Genomic DNA, 22,975 nt, shown 5'->3' on the forward strand with positions numbered 1-22,975 from the left:
GAAAAGAAACAGTTTGACCAGGAAAGTCTGAAAGTGCCGCGCAATCGATCACTCGACAACACTGCAATTGCCGTTCAACGCCCCGCGAACCTTGCGGCGGGGCGATGGGTTGGTACCGTGATGATTATCTGAAGCGTGGCAGTGGCCGATCCACAGGTTTGAGCGCCGACAACGTGTTGCGAATCAGCGGGGCATCCTTCTCGATGTCGTTCAGCCGATCGCGAATGCGCAGGGCTGTCGGATGGCCGCCTTGGTGATCGACCCAATCGGCGATCTCCTTGCAAGCGGCTGCGAGGCGCGCCTGCCGGGCGTCGAGCAGGGTGAGGAGGGTGGTGATGGACTCTTTTTCGGACATGGAACACCTCCGTTCTATGAAACCGCTGAGCTGCAGCAAAAAGCCCGCGAGTGGCGAGCCTTGTGCCGTTGGGGTGCTGCTCCTTCAGCTGGTTTCAGTATAGACCCGGTTATGATCGGCATCAGCCGGAAACCTCGCGGGCCGGTATGGGCGAACTGACTGCATTGAGGCGCTGACATTCGCGCTGTGCGTCCTCCTGGGCGTCGTAGCCGTCGCCGATGAAACCGCCGGTGCGGGTGTCGCAGATGCGAAACCAGCCAATGGCTTCGGCGGGATCGTGCTGGCTTTCGCCGGCGCGCCGACCGTGAATAATGATCTTGTTGCAACGCTTCACGACGAAAATGTCTTCCATGGCGTCACCGCAGTTGATTCGTGTCAGATCAACTATAGAAGCCTGCGGCAATCGTGCAAAAAATAGACAGCTCAATTCGTCGGTTGCCAGTGCCAGCCGGCGGGGTGCCAAGTGAGCCAATGGCTGGGATGCAACCCCTGGAGAAACGCCAGATCGTGGGAAACGGCGACAATCGCGCCCGGAAATGTCTGCAAGGCTTGTTCAAATGCCTGTACCGAAGCCAGATCAAGGTGATTGGTCGGTTCATCGAGCAACAGCAGTTGCGCCGGCGTCTGGCGCCATAACGCCAGGGCGAGAGCGGCTTTCAGGCGTTCACCGCCGCTGAGCAAGTCACAGGGTTGCGTCACGCGCTGTGCATTCAGTTGCAACTGGGCCAGGAAACTGCGCAAGGTGCCTTGGTTGAGCGGTGTCTGCTGGGCCTGCAATTGTTCAACGATGCTGGTTTGGGCATCCAGTAGCTTCAGTTGCTGATCGAGAAACGCAAAAGGCACATGGGTGCTGCATTCACCGCTCACAGGTGCCAGTTCTGTAGCGAGCATTTTCAGCAGGGTCGACTTGCCACAGCCGTTCGGGCCACTGATAGCAATGCGCATCGGGCCGTGGATGTTCAGGTTCACGCGGCGGGTCAATGCATCCGCCGGCAGCCACGGCAGACAGGCGTCCACCAGCGTGCATACTTGGCGACCGCAGGGCACAACGCTGCCAGGCAGGTTGATCAACACTCCATCATCCGGCACGACTCGGGCGTATGCCTCGCGAACGCGCTCGTCCAGATCGGCTTTACGGGCCTGATGGCCGACTTTGATCTGGCCCATGATCTCCTTCGCGGCGGCTTTCATGGCCGACCGCTCCATGCTGGAAACGTTGGCCGTTTCGGCATTGCGTCGGCTGCCGGCGGCGTGACACTGGATCGTGTCGTGCTCGCGTTGCAGACGCGCGCGGTGCCGCTGGCGCTCAATGCGTGCCTGATCGAGCTGCGCCTGAGCCGCCGCCCGTTGGCGCTGGCGTTGTTCTACGAAATCCGCGTAACAGCCGCTGAACACCGTCGCGCCCAACGACGTGAGTTCGACGATCCTGCGCATGTGCTGCAGCAACTGCCGATCATGGCTGACCACAATCAGACCGCCGCGCCATTGTTCGAGCCTGCTCATCAGCCATTGCCGGCCGGCGCTGTCCAGATGATTGGTGGGCTCATCGAGTATCAGCAATTGCGCCTGGCTCAACAGTGCGCCAATCAGGGCGATCCGGGCCTGCTGACCGCCGCTGAGATGTTCCGTCAGATCCGTCGCATCGAGCTCACTGAGCCCGGCCTCGTCGAGAAGCTGGCGAAGGCGCTCTGCCAGATCCCATTGCTCACCGATGGTGTCGAAATCGTCATCGGTGGCGCTACCGAGTTTCAGCCGTTGCAAGGCCGCGAGCACTGAAGCCGTGCCCGTCGCTTCGGCGATCGACTGGCCGGGCGTGGTGACGAATATCTGTGGGATATAACGCACTGCAACCGCTTGCACCACACTGCCCGCAGTAGGCTGCAGATGGCCGGCGATCAGCCGTGCAAGCACACTTTTGCCGGCACCGTTGCGCCCCACAATGGCGGTCGGCAAGTGATCGAACGTGAGATTCAGTGCGTCGAAAATCGTCTCGCCGCTGGCGAATTGAAAGCTCAATTGGTTCAGCGAGACGAGTGCAGGCGTACGCGAGACGTGAGTCATCGGCACCTCCAGAAAAATGTCGTGAAAACTGACACGTGCCGTTGACGGCGTGTCGCGAATGCATTTTTAAAGGGCCGGGTTGTTCACTTCTGCGGTCGTCCTGGGAGGGGGAAAGGTGGCTAGCCTAGAGGATGATGGGCAATCGATCAAGGCGTGTCTGTCATCTCGCTCATGCGTTCGAGAAACATTGCCAGCGCCACTTCCTCGGCACGCAAGCCTTTGCGAATTCGCGGTCGCGGTAATTCGGCGAGGGCGCCGAGCATGAATTTTTCCACCACGGCGGGGTGGATGTAGCACTTGCGACACACCGCAGGCGTATTGCCCAGCTGCTTGGCGACACCCTTGACCATCTCCACCACATGCCGCTTGGCTTCAGTCTCCGTCTCATGGCTCAGCTCTCGCAGCACCGCCAATGCGAGGGCGCTGCCGGCCCAGGTGCGGTAATCCTTGGCGGTGAAGTCGGCGCCGGTGAGCGTTTGCAGGTAGGCGTTGACGTCCGAAGAGCTGACTGTGTGTCGCTCACCGTTTTCATCCAGGTACTGAAACAGGTTTTGCCCGGGAATCTCCAGGCAGCGCTTGATGATGCGCGCCAGGCGCCGATCCTTGACGGTGATCTGGTGTTCGATGCCGCTTTTGCCGCGAAACTGAAACAGGATCGCACTGCCGTTGACTTCAACGTGGCGGCTGCGCAGCGTGGTCAGACCATAAGAGCGGTTGTCACGGGCGTACTGTGTATTGCCGACGCGAATGAGCGTGGCGTCGAGCAAGGTGATCACTGTGGCCATGACCTTGTCGCGACTGAATCCAGGTGCCTCCAGCAGCGTTTCCAGTTGCTTGCGCAGTTTTGGCAATGCCTGCCCGAATTCACGCAGACGCGAATACTTGTCAGCATCGCGCACTTCGCGCCAGCGCGAGTGATAGCGATATTGCTTGCGGCCACGGGCATCACGGCCGGTCGCTTGCAGATGGCCGCGCGGGTCGGGGCAGATCCACACATTGGTGTAAGCCGGCGGCACGGCGAGGGCGTTGATGCGTTTGATCTCGTCGGGATCGGTGATGCGCTGGCCGGACGGCTCGTAATAACTGAATTTACCGCGCAGTTTCTTGCGGGTGATACCGGGCTGCGTGTCATCGACATAGTGCAGGTCGGATGGCAGAGCATCGATCAACTCGGTATCGGGCATGGCGGCTTCCTTCGGTGGCGCGGTGGTCTGTAAAACCATTGACCGCGCGCCGTTGCCGTGGTGCCGAATGATTTACGCGAGTACGGCGACAGCCTTGATCTGCGCCCAGAGTTGCTGGCCCGGATGCACGCCCAACTGATCCCGGGAGAACCGTGTGATCCGCGCCAGCAACGGCGTCCCGCCGGCGTCGAGACGGATCAGCACATGCGCGGCGTTCTCCGCCGCCTGCTCGCTGACCACTGTGACCGGCAGGCGATTGAGGATGCTGCTGAGTTCGTTGTTTTGCAGAGTCAGACTGATGTCGCGCGCGTGCACCTTGCAGCGCAGGGCCTGGCCCACTGACATCGGTGCGTGCGTCACGCGGATGTTCATTGCGGTCGCGGGCAGTTGCAGGCTGAGCAATTGATACTCCGCATCGTAGGCACTGACTTGCCCCTCGATGATCACGCCCGCGTCATCACCCATGGCCATCGGCAGGTCGAGGCGCGCAAGGGTTTCGCCGATCGGGCCACTGGCCAGCGCTTTGCCTTCGCTGAGCAACACCAGGTGATCGGCCAGACGGGCCACTTCGTCCTGCGCGTGGCTGACGTACAGCACCGGAATATCCAGTTCGTCGTGCAGGCGTTGCAGGTATGGGAGGATTTCGTTTTTGCGCTGGCTGTCGAGCGCGGCGAGGGGTTCGTCCATCAGCAGCAGTTTCGGACTGGTCAGCAAGGCGCGGGCGATGCCGACCCGCTGGCGTTCACCCCCGGACAAATGCTGCGGATGACGTTCAAGTAAATGGCCAATGCCGAGCAGTTCGGTGGCTTGCGCCATGTCGACGCGACGCTGGGATCTGGCAATGCGCTTGAGGCCGAATTGCAGATTGGCCAGCACGGACAAGTGTGGAAAAAGGCTGGATTCCTGAAACACATAACCCAGTGCGCGCTTGTGTGGCGGGACAAAAATGCCGTTATCGCTGTCCTGCCAGATTTCGTCGTTGATTTGCACGAAACCGTGTTCGGCGCGTTCAAGCCCGGCAATGCAACGCAGGCAAGTGGTCTTGCCTGAGCCGGAATGGCCGAACAGCGCGGAGACGCCGCGACCCGGCAAATGCAGGTCGACGTCGAGGTTGAAGCCGGAATAAGCCAGTTGCAGACGTGCATCGATCATTGATCAGCTCCAGCCAGCGCGAGTCTTGCGGCTGGAGTACAGCGCCAGCAACACCAGGAACGAAAACACCAGCATCGCACCGGCCAGCCAGTGCGCTTGTGCGTATTCCATGGCTTCGACGTGATCGTAGATCTGCACCGAAACCACGCGAGTCTTGTCGGGGATGTTGCCGCCGATCATCAGCACGACGCCGAATTCACCGACGGTGTGCGCGAACCCGAGGATCGCCGCCGTGACAAATCCTGGGCGAGCGAGCGGCAGAATCACGCTGAAAAAAGTGTCCCATGGATTGGCGCGCAAGGTCGCGGCCACTTCCAGTGGGCGGGTGCCGATCGCCGAGAACGCGTTTTGCAACGGTTGCACCACGAACGGCATGGAATAGATCACCGAACCGATTACCAGCCCAGTGAAGCTGAACGTCAGGGTGCCCAGGCCCAGCCATTGAGTGAATTGGCCGAGAAAGCCGTGCGGGCCCATCATCAACAGCAGGTAAAAGCCGATCACAGTCGGCGGCAACACGAGGGGCAGGGCGACGATCGCCCCGATCGGGCCGCGCAACCAGGAACGGGTGCGCGACAACCACAGGGCAATCGGAGTGCCGACCACCAGCAGGATCGCGGTGGTCAGGGACGCCAGTTTCAGGGTCAGCCAGATCGCCGCGAAATCGGCACTCGTCAGCGACATTTAGAGCTGATAGCCGTAAGACTTGATCACCGCCGCGGCTTTCGGACCTTTGAGGTATTCAACCAGGGCCTTGGCGGCGGCGTTGTCTTTGCCTTTGTTGAGGATTACCGCGTCCTGTTTGATCGGGTCGTGCATGCTGGCCGGCACGATCCACGCCGAGCCGCTGGTGACTTTGCCATCCTTGAAGATCTGCGACAGGGCAACGAAGCCCAGCTCGGCGTTACCGGTGGAAACAAACTGGTAGGCCTGAGTGATGTTCTGGCCTTCAACGATTTTGGTTTTGGTTGCTTCGGTCAGCTTGAGCTTTTCCAGCACTTGGGTGGCAGCCAGACCGTATGGCGCCGCTTTTGGATTGGCGATAGACAGGTGCTGGTATTCGTTCTTTTTCAGAACTTCGCCTTTGGCGTCAACGTAACCTTCTTTCGCCGACCACAGCGCCAGGGTGCCGATGGCGTAAGTGAAGCGCGAGCCTTTGACGGTATCGCCTTCCTTCTCGAGTTTTTCCGGAGTGGTGTCGTCTGCCGAGAGGAACACTTCAAACGGCGCGCCGTTTTTGATCTGGGTGTAGAACTGACCGGTGGCGCCGTAGGCTGCGACCAGTTTGTGCCCGGTGTCTTTTTCGAAATCGGCGGCGATCGCCTGGATCGGTGCGGTGAAGTTGGCTGCGACAGCCACTTGCACTTCATCAGCCTGGGCGGCACCGACGGCAAACACCGCCAACAAGGTGGCCAGGCAGGTAGGGGCAAAACGTGAGGCACGAATGGTCATGTAACAGCTCCGTTGTTGGCGTGTGCAGAGGGCAGTTATTGTTGGAGGTGGACCGCCCGATGCGAGGGGTGAAATCGCTATATAGCGAAATATATAGCGAAATGCCGCTAAACGGAAAGTGTTGCTTTAAGCAATGCCAACAGGGGTGGCATCGCTCATCGTGATCGCTCTTGACCCTGAGTCAGTTTCTGCAGTCCACCCTCGGCCAATTGCCGTGTCAGCTCCGCGCTGCTGACATCGCGACCCAACGTGAATGCCTGTCCGGCCCAGAGGTTGGCAAACTGCGATTCGTTTTTCGCCCGCAATGGCATCAACGCGCCTCCGGCCAACGGAAAGGCCGGTGCCGCCGGCGACATCGGGCCCAGCTCGCGCATCACGCGGTTGAGAATACCCCGCGCCGGGCGACCGGTAAAAAGATTGGTGACGGCGGTTTCACTTTCTTTGGCAGAACGCAGGGCCTGGTGATGCGCGGCACTGACCTTCGCTTCTGGCGTGAACAGATAGGCCGTGCCCACTTGCACCGCAGCTGCGCCCAACATGAATGCTGCCGCGACACCCCGAGGATCAGCAATAGCCCCGGCGGCAATCACCGGCACACTCACGGCATCGACGACCTGCGGCAGCAGCGCAAACGTGCCAACCTGGCTGCTCAAATCTTCACTGAGAAACATCCCGCGATGACCGCCAGCCTCATAGCCCATGGCGATGATCGCATCACAACCGTTGTGCTCCAGCCATACGGCTTCTTCGACAGTGGTGGCCGAGGACAGAATTTTCGCTCCCGTGGCCTTGACCCGATCAAGCAAGGATTGCTCCGGCAGACCGAAGTGAAAGCTCACCACCTGCGGGCGAAACTCTTCCAGCACTTCGCATGCCGCCGCATCGAATGGCGCGCGGTTGGACACCGGCGTCGGCGCATCAAAATCGACGCCCAGTTCACGGTAGTAAGGTTCCAGCAGATTCTTCCAGTCACTGGCGCGTTGCTCATCCGCCGCTGGAGGCTGATGGCAGAAGAAATTGACGTTGAACGGTTTGGTGGTGTGTTGACGAATGGTCTGCAGGGCTTCGCGCAATTGCTCGATGCTCAGCATCGCCGCCGGCATAGAGCCGAGGCCACCGGCGTTGCACACGGCGATCACCATGGATGCGTTCGTCGCACCGGCCATCGGCGCCTGAATGATCGGCAATTCGATGCCGAAAAGATCAAGAATGCGGGTATCGGGCCATTGGCTCATGACAGCGGTTCTCCGAACAACGAAACGGGCAGAGCCGGTTTTTTAACAGTAAAACCCGGCTCAGAGCCAGTTCGAAATTCAGAACCTGTTGTTCAGGTTTTCAGCGTCGGTGAAAACCGCCACCTCCACCGCCGCCAAACGAATGGTTCATGAATTGCGAAGAGTTGTGAAAGTTGTTGGTGCGCTGGTTACCAAAATTGCGTGCAGCGGATTCACGGTTGAGGTTCTGCAATTGCGCATTGTTGTTGATCGGTGCTGTTCGTGTGCCGCCGCCCCCGACCATTGACTGCCAACCGTTGTCGGTCTTCTTGTACACGTTGCCATCGTGGCCGGCGTAAACGTTGTCACCGATGTGCGCGGCACCGCCGTTGCGTCCATGAATGCCGCCAAATTGCGTGGTGTTGCCGGTGTTGGGGTTGTAGACCGCGCCGCGATTGGCCGTCACTTGCGTACCGTTGCGCACATTGCCCGCAGTCACGCGGCCACCGGCGATCGCCCCACCGTTCGGGCCGACCACTTCACCGCTGCGCCCGGCGGCGTAGTTACCGGTGTAGACGTTGTGTACTGCGCCACGTTGCCCGGCAGCGGCGACCCCGGTGCGCGAGTTGTAGGAGGAACCGACCTGACCGGCCCAGCGATTGCCCGTCCAGGCGTTATAACCTGCGCCGTAGCGGCTGACAGTCGCTCGATCTCCCCACTGATGATAAATATTGCCGGTGGTACCTGCCCAGCCGCCGGGCCCCCAGGCCACTGCGCCACCGTGATAACCGTAAGCCGCGCCGCCCCACGCCAGCGGCGCGGGATACAAGTGCGGGCCCCAGGCGTAACCCCAGCCGTAATTGCCCCACCACGGATAGGCGCCCCATCCCCAACCCATCGCGACCGTGCTGCCTCCCCAGCTCCAGCCGAAACCGAAACCGAACGTCCAGCCTGTCCAGGGTGTGTAGCGGATGGCGACACCGAAGCCGTAAGTGACGGGTGGCCCATACCAGACGTTGCCCACCCACGGCGTATATGGATAACCGGTGCCATAGACCACGACGCCGGTGGCCGGGTCCAGATTGGAACCCTGGTAACCGGGGGTGTAACCGACCACCACGGTGTCGCCACTGGCCTCGTAGACTTTGACGTAGGTGAGGTAATGCATGGGCGAGCTTGGCGGAATCGAGTAGATCACTGCCGGCACGGCGCCGGCCACAACCCAGGGGCCGTTGACCGTGGTGGAGGTGAACCAGATACCGTTTTCCACCGCGTACCAACTGGCGTTGTCGACGCGGATAATCGGCGTGGCGCTGTTGACCACGTATTGCAATGGCGTGCTGTTGATGGCTTTGAGTTGTGGCTCGCCATCGAACTGTGGCGCGGTCATTTTCACAGCGCTTTTCTTGATTGCCGAAGTCTGCGGAATCGTCGCAGCAATGGCGGCTTCCTTGGCTTGCGGGGTGCCGGCTACCGAGGCTTTGACGTTCTCTTTCGGGCTGTCATCGGGAATGTTGGCGAAATCTGCAGGCAGTTTATCCGCCGGGGTAAACGTCCATGGTCCCTTCATGTCATTGGCGCGGAACCAACGCCCGGAGATCAGCACGTAACTGTTCTGGTCGCCAATCTCCTTGAAGATGTGTCCGGTGGTGTTGCTCACGTACAACAGGCGGGTGCCCTGAATCGGCAACCATTGCGCGGCGCCATCGGTGACGAGCAGTTCGGTAGGTGTGGTGGCGATGAAAATTTTCGGTTGCGGCGGTTTGGCCAGACTGGGGACCTTGTCTTTGGGATCACTCTGACCGGTCAGCAAATCGACTTGCCGACTCTTGATCGCGGCCTGTTTGGCTTGCTCCAGTTCGGCGGGTGGCGAGGGCAGGAGGGCGTAATCACCGTTCAACCGGTCGGCAACCATCCAGCCATCGAAGACATGCAGATAGTGTTTGCCTTGCGCATCCTTGAGCAGCAGCGGGCGCGTGTTGATCACGCGCTGCAAGTCGGTGCCTTCGACAGGCCGATAGGCCGCATCGCCGTCGATGTACACCAGCAGCGCCGGGACATCGGAACTCATGATGGTGGGCGGGGTATTTTCCAGTGGCGCGCTGTCGGCTTTCTGTTCTGCCGAGAGCACGCCGACGGCCGCTTCCAGTTGATCCAGCGAAATGGTTTTCTTGCGACTGTCGGCGTCTTTCTGCAGGGCCGCGAGCCAGGTCTGCGATTGACTGGCATCCGCCGGGAAATCCGCCTTGATGATCTTGTACTGGTCGAGCGCGACCCAGCGCGTGGCCTTGTCGACGAGTGTGTGGGCACTGAACTGGACGATACCGTAGGTGGATTTGCCATCGGCACCACTGGCTTCGACGGCGGCGCGCGCGTTCAGGGTGTAGCCATCCCAACTGTCGAGTTGCGGCTGGTACACCGTCAGTTTGGCCTTGCCGCTGGTGATGACCTGAGGCCAGGCCGGCTCGCTCGGTGCCGCCTCGTTAGCCTTGCTGGCAGGCGCCGCCCAGGTATTGCCAATGCTCAGCAGACCCACCATCAACATCATGAACAGCGCACGCGGGTAAGACATTGTCAGCTCCATCGACAGACCGTTTGCCTGGGGAAAAACCGCGAATCCACGGTCGTCGAAAAAGCATAGTCGCCCGTCATGGAAATACCCGGTCGATTCGCGGATTGGCAGAAAGTCGAGTGTGGCAATGTGTTGCGATGTGGTATTTCAAGGCACGACATTCTGAAAATCCGTCCTGCGAGGCCATCATGTTCAATGCCATTGTGATCGACAAAGACGACAGCGGTTATCGCGCCAATCTTCAGCAACTCAATGACGATCAGTTGCCCGAAGGCGATGTAACGGTGCGCGTCGCCTACAGCACGCTGAATTTCAAGGATGGTCTGGCGATTACCGGCAGCAGCCCGGTGGTGCGCAAGTTTCCGATGGTGCCGGGGATCGATCTGGCCGGAACGGTCGAGGTCAGCTCGCACCCCGACTATAAAGTCGGCGACCACGTCCTGCTCAATGGTTGGGGAGTGGGCGAAAACCATTGGGGCGGGTTGGCACAGAAAGTCCGACTCAATGGCGACTGGTTGATCCCGTTGCCCAAAGCCTTTACCGCAGCGCAAGCGATGGCCATCGGCACCGCGGGTTATACGGCGATGCTGTGCATTCTGGCGCTGGAGCACAACGGCGTGACGCCGGATCAGGGCGAGGTGCTGGTCACGGGCGCCAATGGCGGTGTCGGCAGTTTCGCCATCGCGCTGCTCAGCCAGCTCGGCTATCGCGTCGTAGCGTCCACTGGCCGGGTGGCCGAGCATGAATATCTGCGGCAATTGGGCGCCAGCGAAATCATTGATCGCGCCACGTTGTCCGAGCCGGGCAAACCCTTGGTCAAAGAACGCTGGGCGGCGGTGATCGACTCTGTCGGCAGCCACACGCTGGCGAATGCTTGTGCCAGTACATGCGCCGAAGGCACGGTTGCTGCGTGCGGTCTGGCCCAGGGCATGGATTTTCCGGCGTCCGTGGCGCCGTTCATTTTGCGTGGCGTTACGCTGGCCGGGGTTAATAGTGTCACCCAGCCCAAAGCGCGACGTTTGCACGCCTGGGATCGTTTAGCGAGGGATCTGGACTTCGCCTTGTTGTCATTGATCAGTCACGAAATCGCCTTGAGCGAAGCGATTGACGCAGCGCCAGAATTGCTCGCGGGACAGCTGCGCGGACGGGTTGTGGTAGACGTCAATCGCTGACACAGTAAGCGCCATCGCGGCGCTGCACAGCCGCACTCAATCAGCAGGGAGCAGATTTTTCGATGGACTTGAAACGACAGCAGATCGACGCGTTCACGGTCTCGGGTCTGTGTGTGCGCACGACCAATGCAGTAGAACCCAACCCTGAAACAGCGAAGATTGGCCCGATGTGGGGTGAGTTTTTCGCTAAGGGCTTGGCCGAGGTTATTCCCGGCAAACGCGTCGGTTCTCCGGTCTACGGCGTGTATTCGGCTTACGAGGCCGATGCCTCGGGCGCATTCGATGTCACGGCGGGTGTTGCGGTGGACGAGCCTTCTGCGGATTTCCAGTCAGTCACTATTGAAGCAGGCGACTATCTGGTGTTCGAGGCGCAGGGGCCGCTGCCTGATGCAGTGATTGCTACCTGGGGCAAGATTTGGACCTTCTTCGAGGCCAACCCACAAATTCAACGGCGCTTCGCGACTGATTTCGAAAGCTACACCGGCCCCGAGTCAGTCGCGGTCCATATCGGTATTCGCTAAGTCAGCTCGCGCTCAAGCAACTGGCGTTTACGCTCAACACCCCAGCGATAGCCGGACAGATTGCCGTCGCTGCGCACCACGCGATGGCAGGGGATCGCCACGGCCAGCCGGTTGGCACCACACGCCTGGGCCACGGCACGCATGGACGTTGGGGCGCCGATGCGTTGAGCAATGTCGGCGTAACTGGCAGTGCTGCCGGCGGGGATTTCCCGCAGCGCTTGCCAAACGCGCTCCTGAAACGCGGTGCCACGGACATCCAGTGGCAAATCCAGGCCAATCGCCGGCGCTTCGACAAACCCCACAACCTTAGCAATCAACTGCTCAAAACCGTCATCGGCACCGATCAGATTCGCCTTGCGAAATTGATCCTGCAGATCGCAGACCAGTTGATGCGGATCATCGCCCAGCAGAATCGCGCACACCCCGCGTTCGCTTTGCGCCACCAGAATCGCCCCGAGCGAGCATTGGCCGACGGCGAAACGAATGTCGTTGTTTTGCCCGGCAGCGCGATAGTCGCCGGGTTTCATGCCCAGCACGTAATCGGCTGCCTCGTAGAAGCGGCTGTTGGAATTGAATCCTGCGTCATACAACGCATCCGTCACCGAACCACCGTCAGCCAGGCGTTCGCGCACTTTGCGCGAGCGCTGGGCGGCGGCATAGCCTTTGGGTGTGAGGCCGGTCGCGGCTTTGAATATGCGGTGGAAGTGAAACGGGCTCAGTCCGGCGGTGTCGGCCAGTTGATTGAGCGTCGGCAACGTCTCGGCAGATTCGATCTGGCGGCAGGCGGTTGCTACGGTCGCGGCATGCTGTGCGGCGACTTCACTTTGATCCTTGCCGGCGCGCTTGCTCGGCCGGTAACCCGCTGCTTCGGCCTGTTCGGCGGTGTCGAAAAACTCGACATTCTGCGGCTTCGGCAAGCGTGCGAGGCTGCTTGGGCGGCAATAGATGCCGGTGGTTTTGACCGCATAGACAAACTGGCCGTCCGCCCGAGGGTCCCGGGCAATCACGGCGGCCCAGCGTGGATCGTCTTCGATGTTAAGGGTAGTCGAAAGCGTTTTCATGAGCGGTAGTCCGTTGGCCTGTTTGATTCAGGTTAACCAGCGGCGCGGGCCGCAACACTCCGGGCCTTGCGGTCAAACTCTGCCGGCGATCCTTTTGTATTTATCCTGCAACGCGGAAGGTCAGGTTGATCCGCTGTTCGCCGAGGCGCGGGTGTCGACCTTGCTTGATCGGCAACACGCCATGGAAGCGCAAACGGTCAGCGCCGCCCCAGATCACCATATCGCCATGCAGCAGCGCAATACGCTGGCTTTTGTCACTGCGATTGAAACCGCCAAACAGAAACATCGCCGGTAATCCGAGCGACAGCGAAACGATCGGTGCTGCGTAGGCCTTTTCGTCTTTGTCTTGATGCAATGACATCTTGGCGCCTGGGACATATCGGTTGATCAGGCAGGAATCGGCGTCGAACCCGGCAAAGCCTGCGCGTGCCGCCGCCGAATGGGCCAGCTCGGCAAACACCGGCGGCAACGCCGGCCACGGCAATCCGCTCAGCGGATCGACACTTGAATAGCGATAGCCAGTGCGATCAGTGATCCAGCCCAGCGCCCCACAACTGCTGGTGCCCACCGACATGCTGAAACCGCCCGGCGTCATCATGTGACGCAGGGGCGCTGCGAGGAGAATCGACTCGAGTGCGGGCAACAGTTGCTCGATCAACGGCAGGGCAAAACCGCGCAGCAGCCACGACTGCTCGCCAATTTGCTCGGCGCGCGGTTGCTGCTCGGTTTCGTGGTCGGCGAATAGATCGAAATTGCTCGGGTGCATGCTAGTCACAAAGCGTCGTGAAAGATGATGCCTAGGGTATGCCGATTGCCACTGTGCAGGCGACTGACGCCGTGACGCAGGGTCACCGATATTCGCCGTCGATTACACCTTGCGCCCCAGTGGCGAGCGAATAATGACGCAGCCGTGCTGATCCAGCTGGTGTTCCAGGTTTGCCCAGCCGAGCGTTGCCAGCCGGGAAGGGGGCATCGACATGCTGACTCCTTGACTCAAGGTCGAGGCGGTCAGTTTGGGCTTGGCGTTGCGGCAGAACACTCCGCCGCTTGCGGTCGAACTCCCCGACGGGGTGTTACAGGGCTTTGCTGACGGCGATATCGCTGATGACGTCTTGCGAGTCATGGAGTTTGTCGAGCTCGGCCTTGGCTTCTGCTTCGGTGCCGTTTACCAGTTGCGCGAACTCGAAACGGCGCTCACCGTTGAGCTTGTACTTGATGACGTATTTGGTCGTTTGGGCCACGGTCATGCTTACCTGTCTGAATGGGCGGGGCGGCTCAGCTGAGTTTGGTGCTGGAGCGACGGATGATCTTGATCGAGTGGGTCAACGTCGGTTTGCGCGTAACACTGATCGGGCGACGGTTGACGGTGTCGATGGTGATGTTCCAGAAACCGGTGCTCGGTGCAGTGATGCGGGCCGGAAACGTGTCGAAAGCGCCGCCGTGATAGGTGTGACGGCCGCCATTTTTAAAGCTGCGGAAGTTGGCGTCGTTCATCAGACGGATGTTGCAGGTTTGCGAGCATTGGATGACGACGATGTCGTCTTCGTTGAGGTGCTCGCGCTGGTGAATAAATTTCATGGGCGCCTCCAGAAGGGCTTTTTCTACAAAATCAAAACGATAGCTTGTCGATTGGGCGCAGTTTATCAGCCCGCACGGGTTATTATCTGGCCGTCGGGCGTTGGTTTGACAATTTTGAACAGATATTCGCAATCGGATGCGGGTTAAATGCAGAAGGCCCCGGAGAAAAACGGCATTTGTGCTGTCGGACGGTCTTTAACGGAGGTTTTGTATGAAGTGGGGTGTGGTGTGTGTGCCGTTGATTCTGGCTATGGGTGGTTGCGCGAGTGTTTCCGAAATCAATGAAACACTGCCGACCATGAGTGTGATCTCCGGTAAGAAACCCCATGAATATGCGCAGTGCCTGGCCGAAAAGCTCGCGGACAGCCGTGGCGCGTTGCAGTTGCAGCCGCACAAGGACGGGGTTCGGGTAATTGTCCCGGGCAAACTGTCTTCCGGCCCGGCCGCGGTCTTTGATATCGAAGACCGCTCCGGCGGCAGCAGCATCAAGCTGCATGAGCGCATGTCCAACGTGCCAGTGCGCCCACGGGATGTGCGTAACGCTGCCAATGCCTGCATTTCTGGCTGATAGACTCTTCAGTTATCAGCATCGATGCCGTCACAGTCCTGCTGTGACGGCATTTTTCTTTATGGAGTCGGGATGAAGCGAGAGCAAGTACGGGAGCGCCACGTAGAGGGCCTGATCTCTGCCACCCATGTGATTCAAAATCCGGCGAATCCGGGGGAGTGGATCGTTTTTTTCAAGAAAAGCGCCGGGCGCAGTTACTTCTTGGTCGACGATAACGACGAAGTCGAATCCTTCAACCGGCTCGACGACTTGATCGAAGTCGTGCGCGGCCTAGGGATCAAGTTCGCCGAAATCCACATGTAACGGCTATTTGCAGACCACGACGACGCTGCGGTTTTTGTAATTGCCGACGTCGACGCCGAGGGTCTTGTCGCTTTCCTTGGGCTGCGGTGTGCCGTCAGTCCCGACGATGCGATACCCGGTACCGGCGCAGGAGGCATCTGCCTTTTCGTAGCAGGTGGCCCAGGAGTTGGCCTCGCCCGAGCAATCGATGGACAGGCCCTGTTCGCCGTTGTTCAGGTAAGTGGTTTCTGAGGTCGCGCAGCCGCTCAGCGCCAGTACCGCAAGAAGGGGCAGCAATTTATTCATGTTCATGGTTATGTCGTCTTCAGCGTGGGGGACTAGACGCTCTGACAGCGCCGGTGCGAAAAGGTTATAGCGATTGGCCACTTGTTTGCACGCGCGTACAAAAAAGCCCTGCACATGGGCAGGGCTCGGGGCGTGTCGCCTTTGATCAGTCCTGATCTTTACCACGACGCTTCGCCGATGCAGGCGTGTCGGTAAACACCGATGCCACATCAGTCGCCATTTGCTCGCTGTCGAAGGGGCCGGCGATGTGCTCGCCGTTGGTCGTGGTCAGCGTCCACTTGCCGTCTTTCTTGTCGATCACATACCCGTTGACGATTTTTACCGCGGCCATCTATCTGTCTCGTTCGCTGGTTCAAAGGCGCCATGATACCGGCAAATGCTCGCATTGGGGGGCGATGCGCGTATGGTGATGCAGTTTGGCAGTATCTTTGGGCTAAGCTGATTTTGCTGCCTGAGAGCGCCAACGGAACTATCGGCGAGAATATTTCTCTATGATGGCATCGGTTAGCCAGTGCGGGGCATTGTAAGGTGCACGCCGCCTGATTAGACTGCGCCGAAACTCGTACACACAGCCTTTTCAAGGACTTATATGATCAAGAAATGCTTGTTCCCAGCAGCCGGTTACGGTACTCGCTTCCTGCCAGCGACTAAAGCCATGCCCAAAGAAATGCTGCCGGTGGTAAACAAGCCACTGATCCAGTACGGCGTTGAAGAAGCTCTGGACGCTGGCCTGACTGAAATCTCCATCGTGACCGGTCGTGGCAAACGCGCGCTGGAAGACCACTTTGACATCAGCTACGAGCTGGAAAACCAGATCAAGGGCACCGACAAAGAGAAATACCTGGTCGGTATCCGCAAACTGCTCGACGAGTGCTCGTTCTCCTACACCCGTCAGACCGAAATGAAAGGCCTCGGCCACGCGATCCTGACCGGTCGTCCGCTGATCGGTGACGAACCGTTCGCCGTGGTACTGGCGGACGACCTGTGCGTCAACCTCGACGGCGACGGCGTACTGACCCAAATGGTCAAGCTGTACAAGCAGTTCCGCTGCTCGATCATCGCCATCCAGGAAGTCGATCCAGAGGAAACCAGCAAGTACGGCGTAATCGCTGGCGAAATGATCCGCGACGACATCTATCGCGTGCACAGCATGGTCGAGAAGCCAAAGCCGGAAGACGCGCCGTCGAACCTGGCGATCATCGGCCGTTACATCCTGACTCCGGACATCTTCGACCTGATCGAACAAACCGAGCCAGGCAAGGGCGGCGAAATCCAGATCACCGACGCCCTGATGAAACAAGCCCAGAACGGCTGCGTCATGGCCTACAAGTTCAAAGGCAAGCGTTTCGACTGCGGTGGCGCTGAAGGCTACATCGAAGCGACAAACTTCTGCTTCGAAAACTTCTACAAGACTGGCAAGGCTTACTAAGAGCGCTTGATTGGTTTGTAAGAAAAACCCGCTTCGGCGGGTTTTTTCATTTTGCCCTCCCATGCGAATGGCAGTGCTTGCCCAATGGGCATCTGCAGGTATGCTGATCCCCTGCCGAGGAGATAGAAATGGCCTACGATTTTGACCTTTATGTGATTGGCGCCGGTTCCGGCGGTGTGCGCGCTGCGCGTTTTGCGGCCGGTTTTGGCGCGAAAGTGGCGGTGGCGGAGAGCCGTTATCTGGGCGGGACCTGTGTCAACGTCGGCTGTGTGCCGAAAAAGTTGCTGGTGTACGGCGCGCATTTCGCCGAAGACTTTGAGCAGGCGTCCGGTTTTGGCTGGAGCCTGGGTGAGGCGAATTTTGACTGGGCGACGCTGATTGCCAACAAGGATCGCGAGATTAATCGCCTCAACGGCATTTATCGCAATTTGCTGGTCAACAGTGGCGTGACCTTGCATGAAGCGCACGCGAAGATTGTCGGCCCGCATGAGGTTGAGGTGAATGGTGAGCGCTTTACCGCGAAGAATATTCTGATTGCTACCGGTGGCTGGCCACAGATTCCGGAGATTCCGGGGCGCGAGCATGCGATCGGTTCGAACGAGGCGTTCTTCCTCAAAGAACTGCCAAAACGTGTGCTGGTGGTTGGCGGCGGTTACATCGCAGTCGAGTTCGCCGGGATTTTCCATGGTCTCGGCGCGAACACCACGCTGCTGTATCGCGGTGATCTGTTCCTGCGCGGTTTTGATGGTTCGGTGCGCAAGCATTTGCAGGAAGAGCTGACCAAGCGTGGTCTGGATCTGCAATTCAACGCCGACATTGCGCGCATCGACAAGCAGGCCGACGGCAGCCTGAAAGCCACCCTCAAGGATGGTCGTGAGCTGGAAGCGGATTGCATTTTCTACGCCACCGGCCGGCGTCCGATGCTAGACAATCTGGGGCTGGAAAACACCGATGTGCAGCTCACCGACAAAGGCTTCATCAAGGTCGACGAGCAATACCAGACCAGCGAGCCATCGATTCTGGCGCTGGGCGATGTCATCGGTCGTGTACAGCTGACGCCTGTGGCTCTGGCAGAAGGCATGGCCGTAGCGCGTCGTCTGTTCAAGCCTGAGCAATACCGTCCAGTGGATTACAAGATGATCCCGACCGCAGTGTTCAGCCTGCCGAACATCGGTACAGTCGGTTTGACCGAAGAAGAGGCGCGCGAGGCTGGTCACGACGTGGTGATTTTCGAGAGCCGCTTCCGCCCGATGAAGCTGACCTTGACCGAGTGTCAGGAAAAGACGCTGATGAAACTGGTAGTCGACGGCAAGACCGACAAAGTCCTCGGCTGCCACATGGTCGGCCCGGACGCTGGCGAAATCGTTCAGGGTTTGGCGATTGCTCTTAAGGCTGGCGCGACCAAGCGCGACTTCGACGACACGATCGGGGTACACCCGACGGCCGCCGAAGAGTTTGTCACCATGCGTACGCCGGTCGGCGCTTAAGCGTCCTTCGGTTTGGCTGAGTCTGGCGCTGCCGCAACGGTAGACGCCAGACGCAGGCTTTCTTCCAGGCTCGTCTGAGCGTTGCTTAACGCCTTTTCCAGCGACTGATTGAGCAGCGTCTGCTCCTCGATGTTCTGCTTGAGTGTCTGGCTTTCTAGGGTGGCCACGCGCAAGCGTTCCTGGAGGAGGGTGCGCTCGCTGTCGACGCGCGTCGCCTGTTCCAGCAATTGATCCTGGCGCTGATTGCTTTGCTTGAGCTGATCCTGCATCAGGTTCAGTTCGCGCAGAGTGCCACGGTTTTCCGTGAGCAGGCGTTCGTTGTCGCGGTGCAATTGAGTGATTTCGTCCTGACGCACCAACGCGCTTTGCTGCGCCTGACGCAATTCTGCCTGAATCTGCTGCACCTGGCCTTCGTGGCGACTCTGCTCCTGCTCGCGCTGTTCTCTGGTGGCGTTGCGGTAGTGTTCCAGCGCATCGCGAGCGTGCAGATGCTTTTCTTCCAGCGAGCGGATCTGCTCGTCCTTGTCCTGCAAGCGCAACTCGAAGTCGGCCAGAGCCTGATTCAAACCGGCGTTGCGAGTTTGTTCGGTCTGCAACATCGAGCGCGTGTTGTTCAGTGCTTCGGACTCGCGCTCCAGCGCAGCGCCTTGAATGCCGTGCTCGTGCTCGATTTTTTCCAGCGCCTGACGAACTTGCTTCAACTCTGATTCCAGCGCCTCACGCTGTTCTTCGAACTGCTCGCGAGCCTGCTCGATGGGCTCTTGCGCCTGCTCTTTCAGTCGCTGAGCGAGACGGGAGACGAGGGCGGTCAACTCATCGTCGATGGGTTCTGCTGAAGCTTCGATCGGTTGAGCGCCGTCGTCCAGCTCCTTCAAATAGCGATGGATCGTGGTTTTCGAGCCGGTGTTGCCCATTTCGATGCGTACTGCATCGATGCTTGGGTGTTCGCCACGCGCCAGGATTGCTGTGCGCGCGATCTGCACCAGTGCTTTAGTAATGCCGCCACGGGCCATGTGAACTCCTACGGTTTCGTACTGTGGTACATGCCACTAAAGTACGCAGTGTACCATGCTGAAAATAAAGGTAAATGACTGAAATATAAGAGGCGGGATATACTGGTATTACCCAGTGTCAGACGGCAAAATGCACATCTGCATCCCTGTATCAGTACGCCAGCGAGAAAACAGCCCATGAGCGATCTGGATCGCTATCTGCAAGCCGCCACCCGTGACAACACGCGCCGTAGCTATCGCGCGGCCATCGAGCATTTCGAAGTGAAGTGGGGTGGGTTCCTGCCGGCCACCGCCGATAGCGTTGCGCGGTATCTGGTGGCGCACGCGGGCGAGCTTTCGATTAACACCTTGAAACTGCGTCTGTCGGCGCTGGCGCAGTGGCACAACAGCCAAGGCTTTGCCGACCCGACCAAGTCGCCAGTGGTGCGCAAAGTGTTCAAGGGCATAAGGGCGCTGCATCCGGCGCAGGAAAAACAGGCCGAGCCGCTGCAGTTGCAGGATCTGCAGCGCGTCATCGATTGGCTGGAGCACGAAGTGCAAATCGCGCGCGAGCAGCAGGATCGTCCGTTACTGCTCAAGGCTTACCGTGATCGCGCACTGATTCTGCTGGGCTTTTGGCGCGGCTTCCGCAGCGACGAACTCTGCCGCCTGCAAATCGAACACGTGCAAGCGCACGCTGGCAAAGGCATCACCTTGTATTTGCCGCGCAGCAAGGGTGATCGGGAAAACCTCGGGCAGACCTATCAAGCCCCGGCGCTGCTCAAGCTGTGCCCGGTGCAGGCTTATATCGACTGGATCACCGAAGCGGCGCTGGTGCGCGGCCCGGTTTTTCGCAGCATCGATCGCTGGGGCAATCTGAACGAGGAGGGTCTGCACGCCAACAGCATCATCCCTTTATTGCGCCAGACATTGCAGCGCGCCGGCATCGCTGCCGAGAACTACACCAGTCACTCCTTGCGCCGTGGCTTTGCGACGTGGGCCCATCAAAGCGGTTGGGATCTGAAATCCCTGATGAGCTACGTGGGCTGGAAGGACATGAAGTCCGCCATGCGCTATGTTGAAGCCAACCCATTCCAGGGGATGGCTCGGATTATGGATAACCCGGCTTCGTAGTAGATATCGTTTTCTTCTATTAATACAGTCAGCTAATAGCGAAAACAAATCAGCAGCATCAGGTTTGCCAATGAGCCATCCGTCGAGCGAGTGGGTAGGATTCACCCATCGAATTCACAACCCTGACGGAGAGTCATCAATGCCTATCATCAACAGCCAAGTAAAACCGTTCAAAGCTACCGCGTTCAAAAACGGCGACTTCGTTCAAGTCTCGGACGCTGACCTGAAAGGCAAGTGGTCGGTCGTGTTCTTCTACCCAGCCGACTTCACCTTCGTTTGCCCAACCGAACTGGAAGACCTGGCTGACAACTACGCTGCCTTCCAGAAACTCGGCGTAGAGATCTACAGCGTTTCCACCGACACCCACTTTGCCCACGCTGCCTGGCACAACACTTCGCCAGCCATCGGCAAAATCGAATACACCATGATCGGCGACCCGACCCACGCCATCTCCCGCAACTTCGACGTGCTGATCGAAGAAGTGGGTCTGGCTGACCGTGGCACCTTCGTGATCAACCCTGAAGGCCAGATCAAAATCGTTGAACTGAACGATGGCGGCGTTGGCCGTGACGCTTCCGAGCTGCTGCGCAAGATCAAGGCTGCTCAGTACGTTGCTGCTCACCCAGGCGAAGTTTGCCCAGCCAAGTGGAAAGAAGGCGAGGCCACTCTGGCTCCGTCCCTGGACCTGGTCGGCAAGATCTAAGTCTGTGACACGCAACTCAGGGCGGTACGCCGCACCTTCTTAAGTACGCTGCACCGCCCCCTAAAAATGCCCGGGCGAGATTCGCTCGGGCTTTTTTTCGCCTCAAATAAAGGAAATCGCCCGTATGTTGGACGCCAATCTTAAAGCCCAGTTGAAATCGTACCTGGAACGGGTCACCCAGCCGATCGAGATCGTTGCTTCCCTCGACGACGGTGCGAAATCCCGTGAAATGCTGGAACTGCTGAAAGACGTTGCCAGTCTTTCGAGCCAAATTACCTTGATCGACAGCGGTGACGATGCACGCAAGCCATCGTTCTCGATCAACCGCCCGGGCGCTGACATCAGTCTGCGTTTCGCCGGTATCCCGATGGGCCACGAATTCACTTCGTTGGTACTGGCCTTACTGCAAGTCGGCGGTCATCCATCGAAGGCCAGTGTTGAAGTGATCGAGCAAATCCGCTCGCTCAAAGGCGAGTTCAGCTTCGAGACTTATTTCTCGCTGTCCTGCCAGAACTGCCCGGACGTGGTCCAGGCGCTGAACCTGATGGCAGTGCTCAACCCGAACATCCGCCACGTCGCCATCGACGGCGCGCTGTTCCAGGACGAAGTCAACGATCGCAAGATCATGGCCGTGCCGAGCATCTACTTGAACGGTGAAAACTTCGGTCAGGGCCGCATGGGCCTGGAAGAGATTCTCGCCAAACTCGACACCGGTGCCATCGAGCGTCAGGCCGAGAAGATCAGCGCCAAAGACGCTTTCGACGTACTGGTCGTCGGCGGTGGCCCGGCCGGTGCTTCGGCAGCCATCTATGCCGCCCGCAAAGGCATCCGCACCGGTGTTGCCGCTGAACGCTTCGGCGGTCAGGTGCTCGACACTATGGCCATCGAGAACTTTATTTCCGTGCAGGAAACCGAAGGGCCGAAGCTGGCCACGGCATTGGAAGAACACGTCAAGCAGTACGACGTCGACATCATGAACCTGCAACGTGCCGACAAGCTGATCCCGGGCAAGAACGGCGAGCTGCACGAAATCCGCTTTGCCAGCGGTGCGACCCTGAAAGCCAAAAGCGTGATTCTGGCGACCGGCGCGCGCTGGCGTGAAATGAACGTCCCGGGTGAGCAGGATTACCGCAACAAAGGCGTGGCGTACTGCCCGCACTGCGATGGTCCGTTGTTCAAGGGCAAGCGTGTCGCGGTGATCGGCGGCGGTAACTCCGGCGTTGAAGCGGCGATCGACCTGGCCGGTATCGTGTCTCACGTAACGTTGCTGGAATTCGACGTGCAACTGCGTGCCGACGCCGTATTGCAGCGCAAATTGCACAGCCTCAAGAACGTTACCGTGATCACCAGTGCGCAAACCACTGAAGTGACTGGCGACGGGCAGAAGGTCAACGGCCTGCGCTACAAGGACCGCAACACTGACGAACTGCGCACGGTCGAGTTGGAAGGGATCTTCGTGCAGATCGGTTTGCTGCCGAACACGGACTGGCTCAAAGGCACCATCGAGCTGTCGCCGCGTGGCGAGATCATTGTCGATAACCGTGGCGAGACTTCGATTCCGGGGATCTTTGCTGCTGGTGACGTGACGACTGTGCCGTACAAGCAAATCGTGATTGCGGTGGGCGAGGGCGCCAAGGCTTCGTTGAGCGCGTTTGATCACTTGATTCGCACGTCCGCTCCGGCTTAAACGTCCTGGCAGAACTGAAAAAACCCGTGAGCGATCACGGGTTTTTTATGCCTGACACACATCCA

At 59.1% G+C, this 22,975-nt stretch carries 25 protein-coding genes and 2 pseudogenes; 9 read left to right on the forward strand and 18 right to left on the reverse strand.

Features of this window, described 5'->3' with window-relative positions:
- Positions 1 to 124: 124 nt before the first annotated feature.
- The 10 genes and pseudogenes from ACZZ0B_RS10780 to ACZZ0B_RS10825 form a co-directional block, all read right to left on the reverse strand.
- The gene (locus ACZZ0B_RS10780; RefSeq protein ID WP_008082703.1) at positions 125 to 355 is read right to left on the reverse strand and encodes a hypothetical protein; all 231 of its coding nucleotides are present in this window, start codon (positions 353 to 355) and stop codon (positions 125 to 127) included.
- 121 nt (positions 356 to 476) lie between these two features.
- On the reverse strand, positions 477 to 707 hold the full coding sequence (locus ACZZ0B_RS10785; RefSeq protein ID WP_158834930.1) for a hypothetical protein: 231 nt from the start codon (positions 705 to 707) through the stop codon (positions 477 to 479).
- Between the two features lie 71 nt (positions 708 to 778).
- On the reverse strand, positions 779 to 1,858 hold the full coding sequence (locus ACZZ0B_RS10790; RefSeq protein WP_463546926.1) for an ATP-binding cassette domain-containing protein: 1,080 nt from the start codon (positions 1,856 to 1,858) through the stop codon (positions 779 to 781).
- Between the two features lie 90 nt (positions 1,859 to 1,948).
- A pseudogene (locus ACZZ0B_RS10795) lies at positions 1,949 to 2,302 on the reverse strand (ATP-binding cassette domain-containing protein); the annotation flags it as partial.
- Between the two features lie 260 nt (positions 2,303 to 2,562).
- Entirely contained in the window at positions 2,563 to 3,600 is a 1,038-nt protein-coding gene (locus tag ACZZ0B_RS10800) for a DNA topoisomerase IB (protein ID WP_463546927.1), read from the reverse strand.
- 72 nt (positions 3,601 to 3,672) lie between these two features.
- Positions 3,673 to 4,752, reverse strand: coding sequence for a molybdenum ABC transporter ATP-binding protein (modC, locus tag ACZZ0B_RS10805; RefSeq protein ID WP_463545144.1), 1,080 nt, complete (start codon positions 4,750 to 4,752; stop codon positions 3,673 to 3,675).
- 3 nt (positions 4,753 to 4,755) lie between these two features.
- Positions 4,756 to 5,436, reverse strand: coding sequence for a molybdate ABC transporter permease subunit (modB, locus tag ACZZ0B_RS10810; protein ID WP_008082690.1), 681 nt, complete (start codon positions 5,434 to 5,436; stop codon positions 4,756 to 4,758).
- A complete protein-coding gene (gene modA / locus ACZZ0B_RS10815) occupies positions 5,437 to 6,204 on the reverse strand; it encodes a molybdate ABC transporter substrate-binding protein (RefSeq protein ID WP_008082689.1) in 768 nt (255 codons plus the stop codon).
- Positions 6,205 to 6,359: 155 nt separating this feature from the next.
- Entirely contained in the window at positions 6,360 to 7,439 is a 1,080-nt protein-coding gene (locus ACZZ0B_RS10820) for an NAD(P)H-dependent flavin oxidoreductase (RefSeq protein WP_463545145.1), read from the reverse strand.
- Between the two features lie 100 nt (positions 7,440 to 7,539).
- The gene (locus tag ACZZ0B_RS10825) at positions 7,540 to 9,990 is read right to left on the reverse strand and encodes an autotransporter (RefSeq protein ID WP_463545146.1); all 2,451 of its coding nucleotides are present in this window, start codon (positions 9,988 to 9,990) and stop codon (positions 7,540 to 7,542) included.
- Between the two features lie 188 nt (positions 9,991 to 10,178).
- Between ACZZ0B_RS10825 and acuI the strand changes: the two genes are divergently transcribed.
- Together acuI and ACZZ0B_RS10835 are read left to right on the forward strand one after the other, a co-directional pair.
- On the forward strand, positions 10,179 to 11,162 hold the full coding sequence (acuI, locus tag ACZZ0B_RS10830; protein WP_463545147.1) for an acrylyl-CoA reductase (NADPH): 984 nt from the start codon (positions 10,179 to 10,181) through the stop codon (positions 11,160 to 11,162).
- Positions 11,163 to 11,224: 62 nt separating this feature from the next.
- On the forward strand, positions 11,225 to 11,683 hold the full coding sequence (locus ACZZ0B_RS10835) for a GyrI-like domain-containing protein (protein ID WP_463545148.1): 459 nt from the start codon (positions 11,225 to 11,227) through the stop codon (positions 11,681 to 11,683).
- Here ACZZ0B_RS10835 and ada read toward each other — a convergent pair.
- The 5 genes and pseudogenes from ada to ACZZ0B_RS10860 form a co-directional block, all read right to left on the reverse strand.
- Positions 11,680 to 12,744, reverse strand: coding sequence for a bifunctional DNA-binding transcriptional regulator/O6-methylguanine-DNA methyltransferase Ada (gene ada / locus ACZZ0B_RS10840; RefSeq protein ID WP_463545149.1), 1,065 nt, complete (start codon positions 12,742 to 12,744; stop codon positions 11,680 to 11,682). The two genes, ACZZ0B_RS10835 and ada, sit on opposite strands and share 4 nt — an antisense overlap.
- 100 nt (positions 12,745 to 12,844) lie before the next feature.
- Entirely contained in the window at positions 12,845 to 13,510 is a 666-nt protein-coding gene (alkB, locus tag ACZZ0B_RS10845; RefSeq protein ID WP_463546928.1) for a DNA oxidative demethylase AlkB, read from the reverse strand.
- 5 nt (positions 13,511 to 13,515) lie between these two features.
- Positions 13,516 to 13,596: pseudogene (locus ACZZ0B_RS10850) on the reverse strand (2OG-Fe(II) oxygenase); the annotation flags it as partial.
- Positions 13,597 to 13,817: 221 nt separating this feature from the next.
- Positions 13,818 to 13,991, reverse strand: coding sequence for a hypothetical protein (locus ACZZ0B_RS10855; protein ID WP_008082676.1), 174 nt, complete (start codon positions 13,989 to 13,991; stop codon positions 13,818 to 13,820).
- Between the two features lie 28 nt (positions 13,992 to 14,019).
- Entirely contained in the window at positions 14,020 to 14,322 is a 303-nt protein-coding gene (locus ACZZ0B_RS10860) for a DUF1883 domain-containing protein (protein WP_007946189.1), read from the reverse strand.
- 211 nt (positions 14,323 to 14,533) lie between these two features.
- On the opposite strand from ACZZ0B_RS10860, the gene ACZZ0B_RS10865 reads away from it, so the two are divergent.
- Positions 14,534 to 14,890, forward strand: a complete 357-nt coding sequence (locus ACZZ0B_RS10865; protein WP_008082674.1) for a hypothetical protein — start codon at positions 14,534 to 14,536, stop codon at positions 14,888 to 14,890.
- 72 nt (positions 14,891 to 14,962) lie between these two features.
- Entirely contained in the window at positions 14,963 to 15,193 is a 231-nt protein-coding gene (locus tag ACZZ0B_RS10870; protein WP_008082673.1) for a hypothetical protein, read from the forward strand.
- Positions 15,194 to 15,196: 3 nt separating this feature from the next.
- Here ACZZ0B_RS10870 and ACZZ0B_RS10875 read toward each other — a convergent pair whose 3' ends face one another.
- Both ACZZ0B_RS10875 and ACZZ0B_RS10880 read right to left on the reverse strand, forming a co-directional pair.
- Positions 15,197 to 15,478 (reverse strand): hypothetical protein, encoded by a 282-nt coding sequence (locus ACZZ0B_RS10875; RefSeq protein ID WP_045123167.1) that lies wholly within the window; start codon positions 15,476 to 15,478, stop codon positions 15,197 to 15,199.
- A gap of 145 nt (positions 15,479 to 15,623) precedes the next feature.
- Positions 15,624 to 15,809 (reverse strand): hypothetical protein, encoded by a 186-nt coding sequence (locus ACZZ0B_RS10880; RefSeq protein WP_008082671.1) that lies wholly within the window; start codon positions 15,807 to 15,809, stop codon positions 15,624 to 15,626.
- A gap of 258 nt (positions 15,810 to 16,067) precedes the next feature.
- On the opposite strand from ACZZ0B_RS10880, the gene galU reads away from it, so the two are divergent.
- Positions 16,068 to 16,907 (forward strand): UTP--glucose-1-phosphate uridylyltransferase GalU, encoded by an 840-nt coding sequence (galU, locus tag ACZZ0B_RS10885; protein WP_008082670.1) that lies wholly within the window; start codon positions 16,068 to 16,070, stop codon positions 16,905 to 16,907.
- Positions 16,908 to 17,035: 128 nt separating this feature from the next.
- Entirely contained in the window at positions 17,036 to 18,394 is a 1,359-nt protein-coding gene (gorA, locus tag ACZZ0B_RS10890) for a glutathione-disulfide reductase (RefSeq protein WP_008082669.1), read from the forward strand.
- Here gorA and ACZZ0B_RS10895 read toward each other — a convergent pair.
- Positions 18,391 to 19,407, reverse strand: a complete 1,017-nt coding sequence (locus ACZZ0B_RS10895) for a DNA-binding protein (protein ID WP_440093910.1) — start codon at positions 19,405 to 19,407, stop codon at positions 18,391 to 18,393. The two genes, gorA and ACZZ0B_RS10895, sit on opposite strands and share 4 nt — an antisense overlap.
- A 177-nt stretch (positions 19,408 to 19,584) precedes the next feature.
- On the opposite strand from ACZZ0B_RS10895, the gene ACZZ0B_RS10900 reads away from it, so the two are divergent.
- The 3 genes from ACZZ0B_RS10900 to ahpF all read left to right on the forward strand — a co-directional run bounded on the left by ACZZ0B_RS10900 (position 19,585) and on the right by ahpF (position 22,910).
- On the forward strand, positions 19,585 to 20,520 hold the full coding sequence (locus ACZZ0B_RS10900; protein ID WP_463545150.1) for a site-specific integrase: 936 nt from the start codon (positions 19,585 to 19,587) through the stop codon (positions 20,518 to 20,520).
- Positions 20,521 to 20,659: 139 nt separating this feature from the next.
- Entirely contained in the window at positions 20,660 to 21,223 is a 564-nt protein-coding gene (gene ahpC / locus ACZZ0B_RS10905) for an alkyl hydroperoxide reductase subunit C (RefSeq protein ID WP_007912224.1), read from the forward strand.
- A 124-nt stretch (positions 21,224 to 21,347) separates the two neighbouring features.
- On the forward strand, positions 21,348 to 22,910 hold the full coding sequence (gene ahpF, locus ACZZ0B_RS10910; protein ID WP_463545151.1) for an alkyl hydroperoxide reductase subunit F: 1,563 nt from the start codon (positions 21,348 to 21,350) through the stop codon (positions 22,908 to 22,910).
- The last annotated feature ends 65 nt before the right edge of the window (positions 22,911 to 22,975 follow it).

This window comes from Pseudomonas sp. AC247, from assembly GCF_979258015.1.